17 protein-coding genes are annotated in these 17,157 nt (G+C 33.3%); 10 read left to right on the plus strand and 7 right to left on the minus strand.

The features are described 5' to 3' along the window. The first annotated feature begins 245 nt into the window (after positions 1 to 245). From EP747_RS17660 to EP747_RS17675, 4 genes are all read left to right on the plus strand, one after another. Positions 246 to 923: a response regulator transcription factor gene (locus EP747_RS17660; RefSeq protein ID WP_129691409.1), complete on the plus strand. Its 678-nt coding sequence runs from the start codon at positions 246 to 248 to the stop codon at positions 921 to 923. Beyond that, a complete protein-coding gene (locus EP747_RS17665; protein WP_129691410.1) occupies positions 920 to 2,308 on the plus strand; it encodes a sensor histidine kinase in 1,389 nt (462 codons plus the stop codon). The genes EP747_RS17660 and EP747_RS17665 overlap by 4 nt, the downstream gene beginning before the upstream one ends. A 123-nt stretch (positions 2,309 to 2,431) precedes the next feature. Next, positions 2,432 to 3,517 carry an ABC transporter permease gene (locus tag EP747_RS17670; RefSeq protein ID WP_129691411.1) on the plus strand — a complete coding sequence of 362 codons (1,086 nt, stop codon included), beginning with the start codon at positions 2,432 to 2,434 and terminating at the stop codon, positions 3,515 to 3,517. Further along, positions 3,517 to 4,200: an ABC transporter ATP-binding protein gene (locus tag EP747_RS17675; RefSeq protein ID WP_129691412.1), complete on the plus strand. Its 684-nt coding sequence runs from the start codon at positions 3,517 to 3,519 to the stop codon at positions 4,198 to 4,200. Before EP747_RS17670 ends, EP747_RS17675 begins: the two co-directional genes overlap by 1 nt. A 166-nt stretch (positions 4,201 to 4,366) precedes the next feature. Here EP747_RS17675 and poxB read toward each other — a convergent pair whose 3' ends face one another. After that, positions 4,367 to 6,103: a ubiquinone-dependent pyruvate dehydrogenase gene (gene poxB / locus EP747_RS17680; RefSeq protein WP_129691413.1), complete on the minus strand. Its 1,737-nt coding sequence runs from the start codon at positions 6,101 to 6,103 to the stop codon at positions 4,367 to 4,369. Positions 6,104 to 6,349: 246 nt separating this feature from the next. On the opposite strand from poxB, the gene EP747_RS17685 reads away from it, so the two are divergent. After that, positions 6,350 to 6,724: a MerR family transcriptional regulator gene (locus tag EP747_RS17685; protein ID WP_129691414.1), complete on the plus strand. Its 375-nt coding sequence runs from the start codon at positions 6,350 to 6,352 to the stop codon at positions 6,722 to 6,724. 35 nt (positions 6,725 to 6,759) lie between these two features. Then, on the plus strand, positions 6,760 to 8,424 hold the full coding sequence (locus EP747_RS17690; RefSeq protein ID WP_129691415.1) for an acyl-CoA dehydrogenase family protein: 1,665 nt from the start codon (positions 6,760 to 6,762) through the stop codon (positions 8,422 to 8,424). Between the two features lie 162 nt (positions 8,425 to 8,586). Here EP747_RS17690 and EP747_RS17695 read toward each other — a convergent pair whose 3' ends face one another. Continuing rightward, on the minus strand, positions 8,587 to 9,138 hold the full coding sequence (locus EP747_RS17695; protein ID WP_129691416.1) for a hypothetical protein: 552 nt from the start codon (positions 9,136 to 9,138) through the stop codon (positions 8,587 to 8,589). Between the two features lie 116 nt (positions 9,139 to 9,254). Here EP747_RS17695 and EP747_RS17700 point away from each other — a divergent pair, with 116 nt between their 5' ends. The 4 genes from EP747_RS17700 to EP747_RS17715 all read left to right on the plus strand — a co-directional run bounded on the left by EP747_RS17700 (position 9,255) and on the right by EP747_RS17715 (position 13,056). Then, the gene (locus tag EP747_RS17700; protein WP_129691417.1) at positions 9,255 to 9,554 is read left to right on the plus strand and encodes a metal-sensing transcriptional repressor; all 300 of its coding nucleotides are present in this window, start codon (positions 9,255 to 9,257) and stop codon (positions 9,552 to 9,554) included. Between the two features lie 15 nt (positions 9,555 to 9,569). Beyond that, positions 9,570 to 11,963, plus strand: a complete 2,394-nt coding sequence (locus tag EP747_RS17705; RefSeq protein WP_129691418.1) for a heavy metal translocating P-type ATPase — start codon at positions 9,570 to 9,572, stop codon at positions 11,961 to 11,963. A gap of 12 nt (positions 11,964 to 11,975) precedes the next feature. Further along, positions 11,976 to 12,176: a cation transporter gene (locus tag EP747_RS17710; protein ID WP_129691419.1), complete on the plus strand. Its 201-nt coding sequence runs from the start codon at positions 11,976 to 11,978 to the stop codon at positions 12,174 to 12,176. Between the two features lie 67 nt (positions 12,177 to 12,243). Next, on the plus strand, positions 12,244 to 13,056 hold the full coding sequence (locus EP747_RS17715; RefSeq protein ID WP_129691420.1) for a hypothetical protein: 813 nt from the start codon (positions 12,244 to 12,246) through the stop codon (positions 13,054 to 13,056). Positions 13,057 to 13,389: 333 nt separating this feature from the next. On the opposite strand, the gene EP747_RS17720 is transcribed toward EP747_RS17715, so the two are convergent. From EP747_RS17720 to EP747_RS17740, 5 genes are read right to left on the minus strand one after another with little or no spacing between them, the layout of a single operon-like run. Next, complete coding sequence (locus EP747_RS17720; protein WP_129691421.1) at positions 13,390 to 14,397, minus strand: ThiF family adenylyltransferase; 1,008 nt, start codon at positions 14,395 to 14,397, stop codon at positions 13,390 to 13,392. Then, positions 14,394 to 15,161, minus strand: coding sequence for a thiazole synthase (locus tag EP747_RS17725; RefSeq protein ID WP_129691422.1), 768 nt, complete (start codon positions 15,159 to 15,161; stop codon positions 14,394 to 14,396). The genes EP747_RS17720 and EP747_RS17725 overlap by 4 nt, the downstream gene beginning before the upstream one ends. A gap of 2 nt (positions 15,162 to 15,163) precedes the next feature. Next, a complete protein-coding gene (thiS, locus tag EP747_RS17730; protein WP_129691423.1) occupies positions 15,164 to 15,367 on the minus strand; it encodes a sulfur carrier protein ThiS in 204 nt (67 codons plus the stop codon). 26 nt (positions 15,368 to 15,393) lie between these two features. Next, positions 15,394 to 16,485, minus strand: coding sequence for a glycine oxidase ThiO (gene thiO, locus EP747_RS17735; RefSeq protein ID WP_129691424.1), 1,092 nt, complete (start codon positions 16,483 to 16,485; stop codon positions 15,394 to 15,396). Then, complete coding sequence (locus EP747_RS17740; protein WP_129691425.1) at positions 16,469 to 17,083, minus strand: thiamine phosphate synthase; 615 nt, start codon at positions 17,081 to 17,083, stop codon at positions 16,469 to 16,471. The genes thiO and EP747_RS17740 overlap by 17 nt, the downstream gene beginning before the upstream one ends. Between the last annotated feature and the right edge of the window lie 74 nt (positions 17,084 to 17,157).

A 17,157-nucleotide genomic window follows, 5' to 3' on the forward strand; every position in this document is an offset into this window, starting at 1 on the left:
ATTCAACTAGACATCTCTTTAAAGAGCAACAAGATTTACGAAAACAGCCATTATAAACTACATATTAATATTATGTTTAAAAATACAGAAATGTATGGGGGACAAACTATATTACAGAAATTTTTTTAATCATGTTATAATACATCAGCATTTCTGCCCATGAAAAATAGTAAAAGGAAATTAAAATTAAAATATGATATGATTTTTTAAATAATTGCACTAATTTCAAAGAATGGGGATAAGTTATGATTCGAATTTTAATTGTAGATGATGATTCTCATATAAGAGAGTTGCTAAAAATGTATTTACAAACAGAAGGCTATACTACATTTGAAGCAGCTAACGGAGACGAAGCTTCTACATTACTTGAACATCAACAAATTAATCTAGCGATTGTAGATATCATGATGCCTGGTAAAGATGGGTACCAGCTTTGTGAAGAAATAAGAGAGTATTATGATTTTCCAGTAATATTGTTAACTGCAAAAAGCGAGCTTTCTGATAAAGAAAAAGGTTTTGCTGTAGGAACAGATGACTATTTGACCAAACCATTTGAACCAAAAGAAATACTATTCCGGATTAAGGCACTGTTAAGAAGATACAATATGATTAGTGCTCAAAAAATAAAACTGAACGAAACCGTTATCGATCGAAAAAGCTATGAAGTATACTGTAATGGAAAATTACTTATGCTTCCAATGAAGGAATTTGAATTATTGTCTCAATTGGCAAGTTATCCGGATCGAATTTTTACACGTGATGAGCTGATCCAATTAATCTGGGGTGCTGATTTTGAAGGTGATGATCGAACAATAAATGTTCATATTAAACGATTACGTGAACGATTTTCTACTTTAACGAATGACTTTAGTATAAAAACAGTTCGCGGTGTTGGTTATAAATTGGAGGTCACTAGAAAGTGAAAACTTTATACATAAGAATTGTTCTTACAATCCTCGGTGTAATGATTTTTAGCAGTTTATTGGCTTTCTTTCTTTCAAATGTGTATTACCACTATAATCTAAAGCCTTATAATGATAAAAAATTAACTAAAATGGCTTTAGACGTTGGTACTTTTTATGAAGAAAATAATGATATCGAATTAAGCAATTACTTAAAAAGTATTAGTAAATTGGGATATCAAATTTTATTAGTAGATCAACAAGGAAATCAATCTTTTTATGGTGGTTCTTTTAGAGAAAAAAAACTAGATCGCAAAGTGATTGATTCTGTTTTGAACGGGAAGGTCTATCATGGTATTGCCGAATTTCCAACATCATTATTTGTGACTGGTTTTTTTGATAATACATTGAACAATACAGTGGGTGTTCCTTTAAAATCGACTTCTAATCAATTTGCGCTTTTTATGCGTCCAAATGTACAGCTTCAATTTGGTGAATTACGTATACTCTTTTCCATTCTCCTTTTACTGACAATCGTATTAAGTATTATATTCGTTTTAGTTAGTACAAGATATATTGTAAAACCGATTATTAAATTAACAGAAGCAACTAAAAAGATTGCAGAAGGAAAATATAATGTTCAATTGCAAATTAAACGCCAAGACGAAATTGGAAAACTTGCTAATCACTTTTCGCACATGTCACAAAGATTAAGACAAATTGAAGCGATGCGTCAGGAGTTTGTTTCGAATGTATCTCATGAAATTCAATCACCCCTTGCATCAATACAAGGTTTTTCACAGTCACTACAAACTGAAAAATTAACCGAAGAGCAAAAGAATCATTACTTATCAATAATAGAAGAAGAAAGTAAAAGAATGTCCTTGTTAAGTAAACAATTATTAACGTTAGCCGCATTAGATAAGGAAGAAAGTATATTGCAAAAAACAACTTTTGATGTTGCCGAACAAATTAAACAAGTAGTTTTTACAACTGAATGGAGTTGGAGAAACAAAGAGTTGGCCATTGATTTGGAATTACCACAAACTTATGTATGTGCTGACAAGAATCTAATGCATCAAGTTTGGACAAACCTAATGACGAATAGCATTAAATTTAATCATGAAGGTGGATCAATCTCAATAAAACTGAGTAGTAATGAAGAGTATGTTCAAATTGAATTTCAAGATACTGGAATTGGCATTTCCGAAAATGATCTAGAACAAATATTTAATCGATTTTTTATTGTTGATAAAGCAAGGAATCGAAAGGAATCCAGTAGTGGCTTAGGTTTAGCAATTGTTAAACAAATCATCGAATTGCATAATGGGCATATAGAAGTAAGCAGTAAAGTAGGCGAAGGAACTAAATTTCATCTATCCATACCTAATATTAAAGAGTTCTGATTTATAATTGTAATCGACTGTTCACCTGTTGTTCATCTAACATTCCTATACTTTAAATTACAAAGAGTGATTTTACTTTTTACACTCTTTAAAATTTAGTATGTTAAGGGAGATGAATGACAGGTGTTTCTTGCATTAAGGGAATTTAAACACGCAAAATTACGTTTTTTATTAATTAGTCTAATCATGATCCTTATATCATTCCTAGTATTATTCGTTTCAGGATTAGCGAAAGGATTATCTTTTGATAATGCTTCTTCTATTGATAGCATGGCATCAAACTATTTTGTTTTACAAAAGGAATCAGGTAAACAAATTAATCATTCAATGTTAACGGAAAATCAAATAAATGAAGTTCAGAAATTTGTTGATGAGAAAAATTCTACTACTTTAGGAGTTCAAATGACTACGTTTCTAAAGGATGGAACATCTAAAAAAATTGATGCTACATTATTTGGAATTGATGTGAATGGTTTAGCGGCTCCAAAGGTAATTGAAGGAGACATGATTAATAATTCAACAAAGAATGAAGTTGTAGGAGATATCTCTTTGAAAGAAAAAGGAATCAAGCTTGGGGACAAAATTTCAGATCAAATCTCAGGTAAAGAATTTAAAGTTATTGGATTTACAGAAAATCAATCATATAGTCATGCACCGGTTATCCATATGAATTACAAAGAGTGGTCGATGGTGAATAGTAAGAATTCATTTAATGCAATTGCGTTAAAAACAAACGAAAGTACTGCAAAAAAGGTAAATGAAAAAGTCTCTGGTGTAGAGGTAATTAATAAAAAACAAGCATTAAAAGGCATACCTGGTTATAAAGAAGAACAGGGATCTTTACTAATTATGATTGTTTTTCTATTCTTTATCGGAGCATTTGTGTTAGCAGTCTTTTTCTATATCATTACGATTCAAAAAATCAATCAATTTGGCGTGCTAAAAGCAATTGGTTCAAAAACTAGTTATTTAGCTAAAAATATTATTTTTCAAGTATTAACACTTACACTATTAAGTCTAATGATAAGTATTTCAATCACATTTGGATTATCGAAAGTATTACCAGCTGGCTTACCTTTTGTATTTGATGCTCCGTTAATCATCGGAAGTTCATTATTATTCCTATTTGTAGCAATAGTCGGCTCATTAATCTCTTTATTAAAAGTAGTAAAAATTGATGCGATTGAAGCAATAGGGAGGGCTTTTTAATGAGTAATAAACTAGTGCTAGATAATATTAGCAAAACATACAATGACGGAGATTCTTTAGCAACAACGGTATTAGATCAAGTTTCTATGCAAGTAAAAGCTGGTGAACTAGTGGCAGTTGTAGGACCGTCTGGCTCAGGTAAAAGTACCTTCCTTTCAATAGCGGGTGCATTACTATCTCCGACTAGTGGGAGAATTCTAATAGATGATATTGAACTAAGTAATCTTCCAGCAAATAAGCTGAATGAATTTAGATTATCTAAAATCGGATTCATTTTTCAAATGTCTAATTTAATCCCGTATTTAACAGTTAAAGATCAGCTTCTATTAATTGCCGAATTAGCTGGAATAAAAAATAAAATTGCCGAGAAGAAAGCTAACGAATTGCTTGAACAATTAGGATTATCCAAGAGGATGAAAAATTATCCAGAAAATTTATCAGGAGGTGAGAGACAACGAGTAGCCATTGCAAGAGCACTAATGAATGATCCAGAAGTAATCTTTGCGGATGAACCTACAGCTAGTCTCGATTCTGAAAGAGGAAGATCAGTAGTTGAAATGCTATCTAAAGAAGTGAAGCAAAGACAAAAAGCTGCGATAATGGTCACTCATGATAAAAGGATGCTAGACTTGTGTGACCGTGTTGTTTATATTGAAAATGGAAAACTTACTGAACAAATTTAAGGAAGAGCCCGTTTAAATTGAACGGGTTCTTTTTAGATTGTTTATGAGTAAGTTATTTTGAAGATCGAGCTATTTTGGTTACTCATGAAACTTTTATGAGTATGAATATTGACTTCCAATTACCTAAATAACAAAAGAACCCGTTCGAATTGAACGGGTTCATTAATTATAGATGGAATCGATCTAAAAGATTCGTTTTAGCAAGATCAATTACATCATTTGCATGACCATTTAATACAGCTTTTAATGTCCAAAGTGTAAATCCATGAGCTTGTTCAATACTTACTTTAGGAGGCATTGCTAATTCCTGACGGTTTACTAAAACATCGATTAATACCGGTCCATTGTGTTCAAATGCACGTTGTACAGCGGATTCTAAATCAGCGGGATCTTCTACACGAATTCCTTCAATCCCCATCGCTTCAGCTAATGTTGCAAAGTTAGGGTTTTCTAAAGTTGTACCAGTTTCTAGGTAACCAGCAGCTTTCATTTCTAATTCTACGAAACTTAGCGCACTATTATTAAATACAACTATTTTTACAGGCAATTTATGCTGATGTATTGTTAATAAATCACCCATTAACATTGACAATCCACCATCTCCGCACATTGCGACAACTTGGCGATCAGGTTTCGAAACTTGAGCACCAATTGCTTGAGGCATGGCATTAGCCATTGTTCCGTGATTAAATGATCCAAGTAATCTTCTCTTTCCATTCATTTGTAAATATCTTGCAGACCATAATGTTGGCGTACCGACATCGCATGTAAATATAGCGTCTTCATTTGCAAGATCACTTACAATCTTAGTTAAATACTGAGGGTGGATCGGTGTGCGTCCTGGTTTTCCTACAGCAAATTTATCTAAATCTTCACGGACATTTTTGTATGCTGAAACATACTTTTCTAGATGGCTTGAATCTTTCACATCTGTTAAGAGAGGTAATAACTGACTAATTGTCTCTTTAACATCACCACATAGTCCATAAGTAAGTGCAGCTCGTCGACCTAAATGCTCAGCTCGAACATCTACTTGCAAAATAACTGCATCGTCCGGATAAAATTGTCGATAAGGAAAATCTGTTCCAAGCATCAATAAGACATCGCAATCCATGATCGCGTGATACCCCGATGAGTAGCCAATTAATCCGGTCAACCCAGCATTGTATGGATTATCGTATTCAAGGAATTCTTTTCCTCTAAGCGCAATAACCATTGGAGATTTTAACTTTTCGCAAAGTAGCATTAAATGAGAATGAGCACCTTCACAGCCTGCTCCGCAAAGTAAAGTAACTTTCTTACCATCGTTAAGAAAACCAGCTAGTTTTTCTAATTCTGGTTTAGATGGAGTAATTAGTGGATTAGTGACATGAATGACTTGTTCTGGAACAGTTTGTCGATCTTCTAATGCAGCAATATCTCCAGGTAAAACAAGTACAGATACACCTTTTCTTGCTATTGCATGCTGCATGGCAATCGTTGCTAGACGAGGCATTTGTTCTGCTCTATATACTGTTTCACAAAAGTGGCTGCATTCTTTAAATAATTGCTCTGGTTTAGTTTGTTGAAAATATTCGCTTCCAATTTCGATGCTTGGGATATGTGCAGCGATCGCAAGTACAGGAATACGACTTCGATGACAATCGTATAATCCATTAATTAGATGTAGATTACCTGGGCCACTGCTTCCAGCACAAACTGCGATACTTCCACTTAATAAAGAATCTGAACCCGCAGCAAAAGCCGCAACTTCTTCATGACGAACGCCAATCCATTCAATTCTTTTGGAGTTTTTAATTGAATCCAAAACAGCATTTAAAGAATCGCCAACAATACCGTAAATTCTAGTAACTCCTGCCTGAATCAATGAATCAATTAGTAAATCAGCAATTGTTTTCCTCATTGTAATCTCCTTCTAGTTCACCAATATGGAACTACTTCAATTATTAAGCCTTAGGCTACAGATAAAATTATGCTTTGCATAAATTCAAAACGTTATACCAAAAAAAGGAAGGAAAAGTAGGAGGTATTAAGAATAAGTACTTTAAAAAGTATCTTATCCTCGAATTTTTTGTCGAAGGAATCCGTCTTGAAACTGACGTTTACGTAAGATTTATAATAAATCTATAGTTAGAAGGAGGAGGGCATTTTGAAGTTTTACTCGATTCGAGAGATGACGAATGAATTTAATACGACTCATAGAACCCTTAGATATTATGAAGAAATCGGATTATTACACCCTACCTATACTGAAAGTGGTAGAAGAAAGTATTCTCAAAAAGATCGAACACGTCTTTATTTAATTCAAAGAGGTAAAAATTTAGGCTTTAATTTGCAGGAAATAAAAGAAATGATTGATTTATTTACAATTGATCGAACAGGAGAAAAACAATTACAAAAAACAATTGAATATGGAAATCAGAAGATTGTAGAGTTGGATAAAAAGATTAACGATCTAATCCAATTAAAAGAAGAAATTATAAGAATGAAGAGTAAGCTTGAGCGAAATTTATTACAGATTTAGTAAAAATACTTCTGGAAAAGGGTGTGGAAGGCTTAATGAATTTTTATAAAGAAGATCTTAATCTACAAATGATTTTAAGAAAATATTTTAATGAAGATTTTTTTGCATGGGCTGATAGAGAATTAGAAGAATTTGGCGAGCTTTGTGCGAATGAAATCGATCAACGTGCAATTCATACAGACCGAGAAGGTCAACCACGTTTAATCAAATATGATGCATATGGTAATGATATTTCACATGTTTGGGTAAATGATGGTTATAAGCAAACTGTAAAAGATACTTATAATAGAGGGATCGTTAGCTATATCCATAAGCCAATACCAGAACTTGGTATTAAGGGAAATTATATTTATTCCTATGCACAAGGGTATTTATTATCACAAACTGAAGCTGGTTTTTATTGTCCGGTATCATTATCAATGGCTGCTACTTTTTTAGTTGAAAGATATGCAGATGAAGCACTGAAAGAAAAATATCTACCTCATTTATTATCGACCGGTGAAACAGAATTATATGAGGGGGCAACTTTTTTAACTGAAAGACAGGGTGGTTCAGATGTTGGAGCCAATGTAGTGAAAGCAGTTAAAGAAGGAGATTACTATCGTATTTATGGAGAAAAATATTTTGCTAGTAATGCAGGGCAGTGTGGTATTACAACGATTTTAGCTAGAATTGAAGGAGCACCTTCTGGTAGTAAGGGGCTAAGTTTATTTTTAGTTCCTTGGAAGAATGATGATGGTACAAATAATGGATTCACGATTCGTCGCTTAAAAGATAAGCTAGGTGTAAGAGCTGTTCCATCAGGAGAAATTGAGTTTAATGGAGCGAAAGCATTTCTAATCGGAGATCCTTCTAGAGGAATTAACTATATGATGGAAGCACTGAATCTATCTAGAATATGTAATGCTGTAGCATCAGTTGGAATTATGAGAAGAGCCTATGTGGAAGCGAAGAAATATGCAGAAAATAGGCTTGCATTTGGACAAATATTAACTAAGTATCCAATGATTCAAGAGACACTAGTAAAACTTGCCTCCATTCAAGAAGTACAAACTAGTGCAGTATTTAATTTAGTTGCTTTATATGATCGAGTGGTTGGGAAAGAAAATGGAACAACCGAGGAGCAAACAGTAGTAAGACTTTTAATTGCTATATTAAAAATGCGCACTGCCGAAGAAGCAATTCATTTCTCCCACGAAGCGATCGAAATGCATGGAGGAAATGGTTATATTGAAGATTTTGTTACACCTCGACTTTTAAGAGATGCTCAGGTACTTACAGTCTGGGAAGGAACAGCTAATATTTTAGGTTTAGAGATTTTAAGACTGTTTAAAAAAATGGATGGTTATCAAGTCTTTAAATCATATATTGAAGAAAAATTAGTAGATACACCTCAAACATTAGTAGATGAAAGTGAAATCGTAAAGAAAAAGCTGGAGGAATTAAATGAAATTGTTTATTATACATTTACTTTAGATGCAAATTCTCAATCATATAATGCAAAGAAAATAGCAAATAAAATGGCGGATTTAATTGAAGCAGTTACTGCTCTTAAAGATGCAAAAGAGCATAATCGAAAAGAGTACATTGCAAAAGTATTGATCCATGAACGATATTTTAAAGACGAAATTAATAAAGAACAAATTCATTTAAAGTATTTTGATGAAATTGTTGGCAATAAAATTTCAATTAATAAATGAAATGACTAACTAGACATATTTTTTGTGTCTCAGGTAGTTGAACCCAAATTTAACTATTATTTTGTATACTTACATTGCTTTATTGAAAATACAATCTCTATTGAATTTTTAGGAATAGAAGTTTTCAACATTTTGAAGACACCCTACAATGAGGGTGTCTTTCTATTTTTTCAACACATTAATTTTATAGCTCTGGGAAACAGTAGTAGTTCCAAAATGTGTAAAAGAATAAAACACAGTTAAGATGAGCAGCAGGCTAGAAATAATAATTACTGGAAAGAATGATGATAGTAGTTTTGGGAATCGCTGACTTAAAAACATAGTAGAACAAAATATGGCTGAACAAGTTAATAATAATAAACAAATTAATAATAAAGCATGTGCTTCTGATATTGAAATCATAACGACGATCATGCTCCCCATCATACCGGCCATCATTCCAGTAAAGATCCCCTCGAGTAGTGCAAGAAAATGTAATCGAAAGCCGATACATAATCCAATGAATGCAGATAAGCCCATCGAAATGAGTAAGGAATTAAAAAATTGTTGGTGATTTGAAAGTGTAATGAGTACACCTATTGTTAAACCAGTAGTCATACTGATCATCATCATATACATCATTTGATGCATCTGGTCATTTTTTGTTGGTTTAAGGTGGATCGAAATGATTGTTATAAAGAGCATTATGCTAATACATACCCAACTGGTGAACATATATGATACCCCCTAACTATTCGCTTTTTATCATCATATGGACAACATAAAATAAATAGAATAAAAAATTGACACCTATACCCCCTATGAGTATATAATAATGGTGAGGTGATAAAATGGAAAATTGCCATGATAATCAAATGGTTCCAAGAAGTGAAGACGAAATTAACGATTTAATGAAACGTCTTCGTAGAATAGAGGGGCAAGTAAGAGGTATTCAAAAAATGGTCGAAGAGGACCGATATTGTATAGATATTTTGACGCAAATTATGGCAGTTGAAGCTGCTATGAAAAAGGTAAGCTTCTCATTAATTGAAAGACATGCGAATCATTGTATGGTTAAGGCAGTTAAAGAAAACAATGGCGAAGAATCAGTAACCGAATTAATGGAGGTTATTAAGCGTTACGTAAAGTAAAGGGGGTTGATTAGTATGAATGATGCAAAGCAGTTAACCCTTGGTATTGAGGGTATGACCTGCGCCGCATGTGCAACCCGAATCGAAAAAAGCTTAAATCGAATGGATGGTTTAAAAGCAAATGTGAATCTTGCCTTAGAAAAAGCTACTATTATATATGATAAAGGGCAATATCAAACTTCTGATTTAATAGAAAAAATCCATACGATTGGTTATGAGGTTGCAGTTGAAAAAATTACGCTAAATATTGAAGGAATGACATGTGCTGCTTGTTCAGCTCGAATCGAAAAAGTAATAGGGAAAATGGATGGAGTTGTTCAAATCAATGTGAATCTAGCTATGAATATAGCAACGATTTCTTATTTACCTGAAGTACGCTCAGTCCAATCCATAATAGATAAAATTAGTCACATCGGTTATGTTGCAGCTATAAAAGACGAAAATGTAGTTAAAGAAAAAGACACAACAAGAAACAAGCGGATTCAATTAATCGTTTCAATCTTACTTTCAATTCCACTATTGTATTCGATGGTATCTCATCTGCCATTTAGTACTAATATATGGATGCCACATTTATTAATGAATCCATGGTTTCAACTTTTGTTTGCAACTCCAGTTCAGTTTATTATAGGTTGGCATTTTTATGTAGGAGCATTTAAAGCAATACGAAATTATAGTGCAAATATGGATGTTCTTGTTGTACTTGGAACATCGGCTGCTTATTTTTATAGCTTAGTTGAGTCGATTAAGACAATAAATAATAGCTCGTATATGCCGCATCTTTATTTTGAGACAAGTGCAGTATTAATAACATTAGTTTTACTTGGAAAATATTTTGAGCATATAGCTAAAGGAAAAACAACTGAAGCAATTTCTAAACTAATGGAATTACAAGCAAAGGAAGCAATAGTTTTAGATAATGGAAAAGAAATTTATGTACCACTTGAAGCTGTAAAGGTTGGAGATCTCCTTCTTGTAAAACCAGGTGAGAAAATTCCTGTCGACGGTATCATTGTATCAGGAGTATCTACAGTTGATGAATCAATGATTACTGGTGAGTCTTTACCAGTTGATAAAAAGGCTGATGATAAAGTAGTTGGAGCAACAGTTAATGGAAATGGTATTTTAACGATTCAAGCTGATAAGGTTGGTAAGGATACGGCATTAGCAAATATTGTGAAAATAGTCGAAGAGGCACAAGGTTCAAAAGCTCCTATTCAAAGATTAGCAGATCGAATTTCGAATATATTTGTTCCAATTGTAATTGGCATAGCCATTTTAACATTTATCATTTGGTTTTTTGTAATTGATCCACAAAATTTGCCTAAGTCAATTGAAGTAGCAATAGCTGTTTTAGTCATCGCATGTCCTTGTGCTTTAGGACTTTCTACACCAACCTCGATTATGGTTGGAAGTGGAAAAGGTGCGGAAAATGGTATTTTATACAAAGGTGGAGAATTTTTAGAAACTACCCAAAAAATTAATACAATCATTCTTGATAAAACAGGAACTGTTACAAAAGGAAAGCCTGAAGTAACAGATATCATTAATTTAAATCAACGAGAGGATTTATTGAAGCTCGTTGCAAGTGTAGAGAAAATGTCAGAGCATCCTTTAGCACAAGCAATTGTTCAATACGCTCTTAAGCAGGAATTGCAACTAACTGATATTACAGAGTTTATTGCCATACCTGGACATGGAGTAGAAGCCATGATCGAAAATAAAAAGGTATATATCGGTACTCGAAAGTTAATGAATGAAAAGAATATCGATTTTTCTTCAGTTGATGAACAATTAATTGTATTTGAATCTGCCGGAAAGACAGGAATGTTAGTAGCAATTGACGAGAAGCTTGAAGGAATTATTGCTGTAGCCGATACAATTAAAGAATCTTCAAGAAATGCGATAAACGCATTAAAGGATTTAAAAATAGAAGTTTTTATGGTAACTGGTGATAATAAACACACCGCAAAGGCGATTGCAGATCAAGTTGGGATTGAAAATGTATTTGCTGAAGTTCTACCAGAGAAAAAAGCAGATATAGTAGCTGAACTACAAAAACAAGGGAAAATTGTTGCGATGGTTGGAGATGGGATTAATGATGCTCCAGCTCTTGCAAAAGCTGATATTGGTATGGCGATTGGTACTGGTGCAGATGTAGCGATTGAAACAGCGGATGTTACGCTAGTAGGTGGCGACTTATCACATATTCCGAAAGCTATTAGCTTAAGTAAGAAAACAATGAATAATATTCGCCAAAATTTATTTTGGGCGTTATTTTATAACAGTTTAGGTATACCGATTGCTGCTTTAGGGTTGTTGCAGCCTTGGATTGCAGGTGCTGCAATGGCATTTAGCTCCGTATCGGTTGTCATAAATGCATTACGATTAAAACGTATAAAAATTTAGGAGGATTTAGTAATGGAAACAATTTTAAAAGTAGAAGGTATGACATGTGGACACTGCAAAGCTGCAGTTATGAAAGCGGTAGAAGGAGTGTCTGGTACAAATAATATAATCGTAAGTTTAGAAAATAAAGAAGTAACATTCAATACTTCAAACGCTGAAACAATTGAGAAAGTGAAAGAGGCTATTGAAGATCAAGGGTATGACATTATCTAAATAAGAAAGCGAACTTATTGGTTCGCTTTTTATTTGGCGAAAAATAACTATATTGGGGAGAGATTGGATGAAATACTTTTTATTATTACTAAGTTTCGTTACTGTGATTGGTTTAAGTGGCTGTGGAAATATGTCTCATACAGCTTCTACTCATGAAAGTATGAATCATGAAAAAACAAAAGAAGAAAAAGATTCAACCAAAGTAAAATTTACGTTTAACGGTAATCCTGAAAGTGGTAAAAAAGTAAACTTAAACATTCAAGTTAATGATTTGAGGGGGAAAACAGTAAACAAATTTGAGCTCGAGCACGAAAAATTAATGCATTTAATTGTTGTAAGTAAGGATTTATCATTTTTTGACCATGTGCATCCAGTATATAAAGGGAAAGGATTATTTACAGTCACACCGGATTTTCCAAATGGTGGTGAATATAAATTATTTGCAGATTTTATACCTGAGGGCTCTGATAAAAACGTAAAAACAAAATTAGTACAAGTGGCAGGTGGTGAGCAAGCCAAACCAGTTTCGCTAATACCAGATAAAATATTAACAAAAGTAATTGATGGAAAAGAGGTCACTTTAAAATTTAATAAGTTAGAGACTAAAGCTGAAGTTAAAATGACATTTACGATTAAAGATGCTAAAACAAAAAAAGGTATTACTGATTTACAGCCTTATTTGGGTGCTATTGGTCATGTTGTTGCGATTAGTGGTGATACGAATACTTACTTACATGTCCATCCGATGAATGAAAAATCAAGTGGATCTGAAGCAGAGTTTATGACTAGTTTTCCTAAAAAAGGATTATATAAAATATGGGGACAGTTTAAACAAAATGGAGATGTGTTTATTGTACCATTTGTCGTGGAAGTGCCATAAATTAAACAGATAAAAAGCAGGAAACACTTTGCTTTCATGCTCATTTTATATTTTTTTAAAGTAATATACTAACATATTAATAGTTTTATAAAATATTGGGCTTAATATCTGCTGGATGACTATTTGTTTTTTTAAAACTATCAGTCTTGCTAGCATCGTTAAGTGACAAGTATTTAGTTTCAGGTGCCCATGCAATTGAAACGAATGTTCAACGACTAAAACTCCTGTTAATGCTAGCATTGTATGATTTAAACCATAATTTATAGAGATTGTTTATAATTGACCCTTTCAAAGACTAGTAAATTATTAGTCTTTGAAAGGGTATTTTTCTATTCAACCTAAAACTTTGCGATAGAGTTCTTTAGCAACAGAAGGTTCCTTTGTACCGTGAATAATTGCTCGACCGTCTTTAAATAAAACAATGCGATGGTCTTCATAAGTACATGACAATAAATAAGGATTTACAATCAAATCATTTACTAACCCTTGTAATCTTTCAGAAAGGTTAGTTAGTGTTGGAATTTTAGGAGATGATACTCTTAATTGGACTGCGTCTCTTCCACATAAAACATATGACTTCATGTGATCATCATCTTTTAAAAATGGATAACTTCTTATAGGGCCACATGTTGCACAATTTATATTTTTTAATTTTTCAATGTTTATATCAGACTTTTCATGCTTCCAAACATCAATTGATTGTAAGATTGGTGAAAGTTCATAGTTAGTAAGATATTGCAGGGCATAGGTTACTTGGTAGGCAGCAATCATTTGCACAATTGGACTGATTACTCCTACTGTATCGCAAGTCATATTTAAAGTTGGTATATGATTTAATAAACAGTTAAGACAAGGCGTTTTTCCTGGAATAATTGGAAACGAGAGGCCATAGCTTCCAACACACGCACCAAAAATAAAAGGAATCCCATGCTTAATTGCTGCATCATTCACAACCATTCTAGTTTCAAAATTATCTGTTGCATCTAGTATGATTGATTGACCTTTTATCAGCTCTTCAATATTAAGACTAGTAATATCTTTTATTAAACTAGTAATCGAAACTTCACTATTAATTTGTTGAATTCGATTTTTAGCTGCAATTACTTTAGGTAGTTTATTTCTAGCATCTTCTTCAGAATAAAGAGACTGCCTTTGTAAATTAGTCCATTCAACGTAATCACGGTCAACAATTGTTATATTTCCAATTCCTGCTCTTACAAGCATTTCTGCTATTGATGAGCCTAGTGCACCAACTCCAATAATAATGGCACTGGCTTTTTGTAAGTTTGATTGACGATCTCTTCCTAAAAATAATTCTTGTTTTGCATAACGGTTTGTCAAGAATTCACCAACCCTGTGATTGGGCTACTAGCTTCACCATAATTTTTTTCTTTTATTCTTCCTGCCTCATAACCAAGCCTTCCTGCTTCAATAGCAAGTTTCATTGCAACTGCCATTTTTACAGGATCTTTCGCATTAGAAACCGCAGTATTTAAAAGGACTCCATCAGCACCTAACTCCATTGCAAAAGCTGCATCTTTTGGAGACCCGATTCCAGCATCTACTATAACTGGTACATTCGATTGCTCAATAATAAATCTAAGATTTAATGGATTAATAATTCCTTTTCCGGAACCGATTGGAGATGCACCTGGCATAATCGCATGTACACCAAGTTCTTCTAGTCTTCTTGCAAGCACAACATCATCCGAAGTATAAGGTAATACAATAAATCCCTCATTTAATAACATTTCTGATGCTTTCAATGTTTCGATTGGATCGGGTAATAATGATTTATCACACCCAATTACTTCTACCTTGATCATATCGCATAAGCCTGACGCTTTTGCCAATCTTGCAATTCTAACTGCCTCTTCTGCAGTTTTTGCACCAGCCGTATTAGGTAATAATTTATACTTTGATAAATCTAATTGTTCGAGAAAATTTGGCTGAGATTCCTCAAAAATATTCATTCTTCTAACAGCAAAAGTTAGTATTTCAGCTTCCGATACTTCAACTGCTTCTTTCTGGATTTCAAATGAAGGGTATTTTCCTGTTCCTAATAATAATCTTGAATGAAACGTATGATTTCCTACTTTTAACATAATTAGCCTCCACCTACAAAATGTATTAATTCTATAGAATCTCCGTTAGAGAGATGAGTTAATGAATACTGTTCCTTATAAATAATTTCTTTATTAACCTCGACAATAACAATTCGGTTTTCTAATTGATATTCATTAAGCAAATCCTGAATTGTACAGATTTTGCTCGAAATGTCGATATTCTTTCCGTTTAATTTTATTTCCAAATGTTTACACCTCCAAAAAATTAAAATTAACGATTGATTTTAAATGCTTCGATCCAGTTACAATCGACTTTCCGTTTAAGGATCAAATCTCGAATTAATTTTCCGGTTGCTGGTGCAAGCAAAATTCCATTTCGAAAATGGCCGGTCGCAAATAAGATTTGATCTTCTTCTGGATGAGTTCCAATAAAGGGATTATAGTCGAGAGTTCGCGGTCGTAATCCTGCCCAAAAAGAATCAATTTTCATGTCTTCAATTTCGGGAAGCATTTTTTTAGCGCTTTGTATTAATGACTCAATCCCTCCTAAGCTAGGATTCTCATTCCATTCGTTATCGACCATAGTAGCTCCGATGACAAGGCGACCGTCATTCCTTGGAACAATATAATTTTGTTCATGGAAAAGGGTATGTTTTAATGCAACCTTTTCACTTCTGACCGAGATGCATTCACCTTTAACGGGAATAATTTCGTGTTGTAATCCAAGCTGTCCAAACAATGAATTACTCCAAACGCCACTTGCAACTACAATGGTTTTTGCTTCAAAATTGCCATTTGTTGTTTTAATTAAATAATGTGAATCATTTTTTTGAATCTGAAATACATGTGTATATTCAAAAATAGATGCACCTAAAATTTGAGCACCTTTGCAAAACGCGTTACAGACTGAAACAGGCAATACATTCACGTCGTCTTCAATATAAGCTGCTCCAATTATGTTTGGATGGACGCCAGGTATCTGTTTTTTCAACTCCTCCCGGTTATACCAAAGTGCCGAAGTTTGAGTGAATAGTGGAGTTAATTGTTTTTTTTCTAAATCTGTATAAGCTAGTTTGAAAATGCCACCTTTTTTAAGTTCAATATCAATTCCACATAATTCTTTTAATTCTTCTTGAAGGTGAAAATAAGTTAATTGACTGTTTCTAGCAAAAGTAAAAAATGACTCAGAGTGATCCCACTCGGAATGGGCACCAAGCATTCCAGCAGCTGCCTTCGTTGTTTTCTGTCCAACTTGCTGTCCTTCAAGAACTGCGACATTAATGTTTTCTTTCGCTAGATAATAAGCAATGGAACAACCTATTATTCCGCCACCAATTACTACAACATCAAATTTCTTGTTCATAAGCGAATTTGCACCTTTCAAAATATTGTAGCGCAGCTTCTAGAGGATTTCGGGCAGAAAATATGCCAGACATTACAGCTATACCATTAATGTCGTTCTCTTTTAGAACTTGGATATGTTCAGGTAATATTCCGCCGACTGCATAGATTGGGATCGTTAACGTTTTTTTCATTTCTGGAATTAGTTCAATCCCATTAGGTGTTAACCCATTTTTACATTCTGTTTCAAAACAATGACCGTACATAATATAGTCAGCTTTATCATTTTCTGCCTGTATTGCTTCAGTAAGTGTGTGAACAGATTTTCCTACTCGTAAATTAGGAAAATATTCTTTTACATCAACAAGAGGAAGACCATGTCCTGGCAAGTGAATATTTGATAGGTTAGAGAAAATTGCTATATCTAAACGATCATTTAAAACAATTTTGTTCATATCTACTTTGTTCATTTTTAGAAGATTTAAGAGTGAAATTAGCTCTATTGCCTTTTTCGATTTTTCGCGAATATGTACATAGTCGACTGCATCGATTATTTGAATTATTTTTGTAGCAAGTACTTCGACTGAGTGCTGATCATCTGTAATTGCAATAAGTTCCATGTCCCAGCCTCTTTCATTATCAAAATTTTTTCAAACAAAAAAACCACTTTCCTAAAAAAAGAAAGTGGTTACAT

This window comes from Gottfriedia acidiceleris, from assembly GCF_004138285.1.
GTDB classification, from domain to species: Bacteria; Bacillota; Bacilli; order Bacillales; family Bacillaceae_G; genus Gottfriedia; species Gottfriedia acidiceleris_A.